General features: G+C 44.0%; 6 protein-coding genes. All 6 read left to right on the top strand.

From position 1 onward, the window contains the following. Positions 1–80 precede the first annotated feature (80 nt). The 6 genes from fkpA to rpsL all read left to right on the top strand — a co-directional run bounded on the left by fkpA (position 81) and on the right by rpsL (position 3,309). Positions 81–863 carry an FKBP-type peptidyl-prolyl cis-trans isomerase gene (fkpA, locus tag CAG68_RS00835; RefSeq protein ID WP_017821751.1) on the top strand — a complete coding sequence of 261 codons (783 nt, stop codon included), beginning with the start codon at positions 81–83 and terminating at the stop codon, positions 861–863. 143 nt (positions 864–1,006) lie between these two features. Next, on the top strand, positions 1,007–1,729 hold the full coding sequence (locus CAG68_RS00830; RefSeq protein WP_005382804.1) for a helix-turn-helix transcriptional regulator: 723 nt from the start codon (positions 1,007–1,009) through the stop codon (positions 1,727–1,729). Then, entirely contained in the window at positions 1,726–2,121 is a 396-nt protein-coding gene (tusD, locus tag CAG68_RS00825) for a sulfurtransferase complex subunit TusD (RefSeq protein ID WP_017633744.1), read from the top strand. The genes CAG68_RS00830 and tusD overlap by 4 nt, the downstream gene beginning before the upstream one ends. Further along, on the top strand, positions 2,118–2,474 hold the full coding sequence (gene tusC / locus CAG68_RS00820; RefSeq protein WP_054730477.1) for a sulfurtransferase complex subunit TusC: 357 nt from the start codon (positions 2,118–2,120) through the stop codon (positions 2,472–2,474). Before tusD ends, tusC begins: the two co-directional genes overlap by 4 nt. 7 nt (positions 2,475–2,481) lie before the next feature. Beyond that, positions 2,482–2,757 carry a sulfurtransferase complex subunit TusB gene (gene tusB / locus CAG68_RS00815; RefSeq protein WP_042523643.1) on the top strand — a complete coding sequence of 92 codons (276 nt, stop codon included), beginning with the start codon at positions 2,482–2,484 and terminating at the stop codon, positions 2,755–2,757. Positions 2,758–2,934: 177 nt separating this feature from the next. After that, on the top strand, positions 2,935–3,309 hold the full coding sequence (gene rpsL / locus CAG68_RS00810; RefSeq protein ID WP_004399892.1) for a 30S ribosomal protein S12: 375 nt from the start codon (positions 2,935–2,937) through the stop codon (positions 3,307–3,309). The last annotated feature ends 100 nt before the right edge of the window (positions 3,310–3,409 follow it).

The following is a 3,409-nucleotide window of genomic DNA, read 5'->3' as shown; positions in this document are numbered from 1 at the left end:
GGTATAACGATTGTCTTCACTAGTCTCATAGAAGATTTGTGCACAACAACCAATGGCAGAGCCATTATTGGGAGAATTTAATGAAATCAGTTTTAAAAGTGTCGCTACTTGCTGCAACAGTTATGCTAGCGGTAGGTTGTCAGAAAGAAGAAACTAAAACAGAGACCGCACCTCAAGCAGAACAAGTTCAAGCAGAAACCGGTAAAGCGGTTCACTTTAAAACCGACGACGACAAAGCGGCATACGCAATCGGTGTTTCATTTGCTAACTACCTAAGCACAAGCATCGACAAGCCAAGCGAAATCGGCATTAATCTTAACAAAGATTTGGTACTAAAAGGTATCGAAGACGTCTTCAAAGGCAATGCTGAATTGAATGAAGAAGAAACACGTGCAGCACTAGAATCTCTAGACAAGCGTGTTGCAGAAAAGATGCAAGCACAAGCGGCTGAGAAAGCAGCTGAAGCGAAAAAAGCTGGCGATGATTTCCGTGCTGAGTTTGAGAAGCAAGAAGGCGTAGTGAAGACAGATACAGGTCTTCTATACCAAGTAATGACACCAGCTGAAGGTGAGAAGCCAAAAGACACTGATACGGTTCAAGTACACTACAAAGGTACTCTGATCGACGGTACTCAGTTCGACAGCTCATACGATCGTGGTGAACCTGCAACGTTCCCACTTAACCGTGTAATCCCAGGTTGGACAGAGGGTGTTCAGCTAATGCCTGTGGGTTCTAAATTCAAATTCGTTATCCCGCCAGAGCTAGCATACGGTGACCAAGACACACCAAGCATTCCTGCTAACTCAACGCTAGTATTTGAAGTTGAGCTGCTAAAAGTTGAGAACGACAACGCAGAGCAATAACAATAAGCTGCGATAAGTTATTGAAAAAGGTCCGTTTAACGGGCCTTTTTTGTTCTAGGTCACTAGTTGGTGAGTTTGCTAGGTTGCTTTTCAAATTTTCTGATAAACTTACACCAATTTGTTGATTTTTCGCTCGAAGGCTTATGACAACTACAGAAACAATAAACGCGGAGATGTTGCTCGAAATGGAATCCGTTAACGTGATGCCGTTTACCGAGCACGACAAAATCATTTTAAGATCTTATGAGGCGGTCGTGGATGGTATCGCCAGCCTGATAGGTCCATTTTGTGAAATCGTTCTTCACTCTCTAGAAGACTTAAATACCTCTGCAATTAAAATCGCTAACGGTGAAAATACGGGGCGCCAAGTCGGCTCACCAATCACTGATTTAGCGCTTAAGATGCTAAAAGACATCGAAGGCTCGGAGCGCAACTTCTCACGTTCGTACTTTACCCGTGCAAAAGGTGGCGTGTTGATGAAGTCGATTACTGTCGCCATTCGTAATGGCGAAAATCGCGTGATTGGTTTGTTGTGTATCAACGTCAACTTGGATGCGCCTTTCTCGCAAGTTCTTCAGTCTTTCATGCCGACGCAAGAAGCGAAAGAAGCGGCTTCCTCGGTCAACTTTGCTAGTGACGTAGAAGAGCTGGTGGACCAAACTGTTGAACGCACCATCGAAGAGATCAATGCGGATAAATCCGTGTCTAACAACACCAAAAATCGCCAGATCGTGATGGAGTTGTACGACAAAGGTATCTTCGATATTAAAGATGCCATCAACCGTGTTGCGGATCGCCTTAATATTTCAAAACACACCGTTTACTTGTACATTCGTCAACGTAAAACCGAGGATGATGAAAGGTGAGTAAACTGACTTACACGTTAGTGGTGAATGGTCCCGTTTATGGCAGCCAGTCAGCGCGCAGTGCTTATCAGTTCGCCAAAGCGTTGATAGAGCAAGGCCATCAGCTAGTGAGCGTCTTCTTTTATCAAGATGGTGTGACTAATGGTACTGCTTTGAGTGTGCCAGCCAACGATGAATTTGATCTCAATAAGGCGTGGCAGTCTTTGGCTAAAGAGCATGGTGTTCGCCTAGAAACTTGTGTCGCGGCCGCTTTGCGTCGCGGGATTGTAAGTGAAGAAGAAGCGAATCAACATGGTTTGGTTCAGAACAATCTAGCCGATGGTTTTGAACAAGCAGGCTTAGGTAGCCTAGCTGAAGCGATGTTAACCCAAGACAGAGTGGTACAGTTTTGAGTCAGTTAACTTATCTATTTCGTAGTGCGCCACATGGCAGTGCAGCTGGTCGTGAAGGTGTGGATGCACTGTTAGCCGCGTCGGCTTACTGTGAAGATATCAGCGTCATTTTCATGGGTGACGGGGTATACCAGCTTCTACTCGGACAAGACCCCAACAATATTTTGAGTAAAGATTACGCGCCGATGTTAAAGCTTTTCGATTTATACGACATCGAACAAGTCTTTGTGTGTTTAGAGTCGTTAACCCAGCGAGGTTTGGCGCAAGCGGATTTAGTCATTGAAGCCCAAGCGTTAAGCTCAGAACAGCTCAAAGATAAGTTACAACACGCTGGCAAGCTACTGTCTTTTTGAGGAAGTTATGTTACACATCATAAAAACAGTCTCTGCTCTAGAAGACGCTATGCCTTTATGCAGTGAACAGGATGACATCTTACTTATAGAAGATGCAGTGTACGCTGCTAACTCGCAACATAACGCATTTTCCCACCTAAAAAACCGCAGCGTATTTGTGTTAGAGAGCGATGCACAAGCTCGCGGTATTGCAAATCGTATCAGTCCATCGCTGACGATTGTGAATTATTCAGGCTTCGTTGAACTAACAGCAAAACAGGATAAATCCCTAACTTGGGATTGAACAAGATTTGCTGTCGACAAAGCTTTACGGATGAATTGTTCTAATTGAACAAAAAAGATCCGTATATTTCTTGACACACCTCTCACTGCTGCATAGAATTTTGCGTCCCTAACTGCATTGGCAGTTGGGGATAGATTTTTCACAAAGCTTACTTTCAAGTAAATCAGGAGCTAGTTAATGGCAACTATTAACCAGTTGGTACGTAAGCCACGTGCAAAGCAAGTTGTTAAAAGCAACGTGCCTGCACTAGAAGCGTGCCCACAAAAACGTGGTGTATGTACTCGTGTTTACACTACTACACCTAAAAAACCTAACTCAGCACTTCGTAAAGTTTGTCGTGTACGTCTGACAAACGGCTTCGAAGTTACATCGTACATCGGCGGTGAAGGTCACAACCTTCAAGAGCACTCAGTTGTTCTAATCCGTGGTGGTCGTGTTAAAGACCTTCCAGGTGTGCGTTACCACACTGTTCGCGGCGCACTAGACTGTGCTGGCGTAAATGACCGTAAACAAGGTCGTTCTAAGTACGGTGTGAAGCGTCCTAAGTCTTAATGGATTCCGTTAAGTAAGGCCAAACACTAAATTATTTTTAATTTTTTGAAAAAACTGAAAAGTTTTGGATAAAACCTGAAGAAGACAACGGAGATAAATC

Source organism: Vibrio sp. V42_P2S4T144, from assembly GCF_009904715.1.
In the GTDB taxonomy this organism is placed as follows: Bacteria; Pseudomonadota; Gammaproteobacteria; order Enterobacterales; family Vibrionaceae; genus Vibrio; species Vibrio alginolyticus.
This window is presented reverse-complemented; position numbering and strand designations above follow the sequence as displayed.

What these genes read in the sequence shown, in the direction of transcription:
- CAG68_RS00830 (WP_005382804.1), top strand. Translation starts at nt 1,007, where the DNA reads ATGACAACTACAGAAACAATAAACGCGGAGATGTTGCTCGAAATGGAA.
- rpsL (WP_004399892.1), top strand. Translation starts at nt 2,935, where the DNA reads ATGGCAACTATTAACCAGTTGGTACGTAAGCCACGTGCAAAGCAAGTT.
- fkpA (WP_017821751.1), top strand. Translation starts at nt 81, where the DNA reads ATGAAATCAGTTTTAAAAGTGTCGCTACTTGCTGCAACAGTTATGCTA.
- tusB (WP_042523643.1), top strand. Translation starts at nt 2,482, where the DNA reads ATGTTACACATCATAAAAACAGTCTCTGCTCTAGAAGACGCTATGCCT.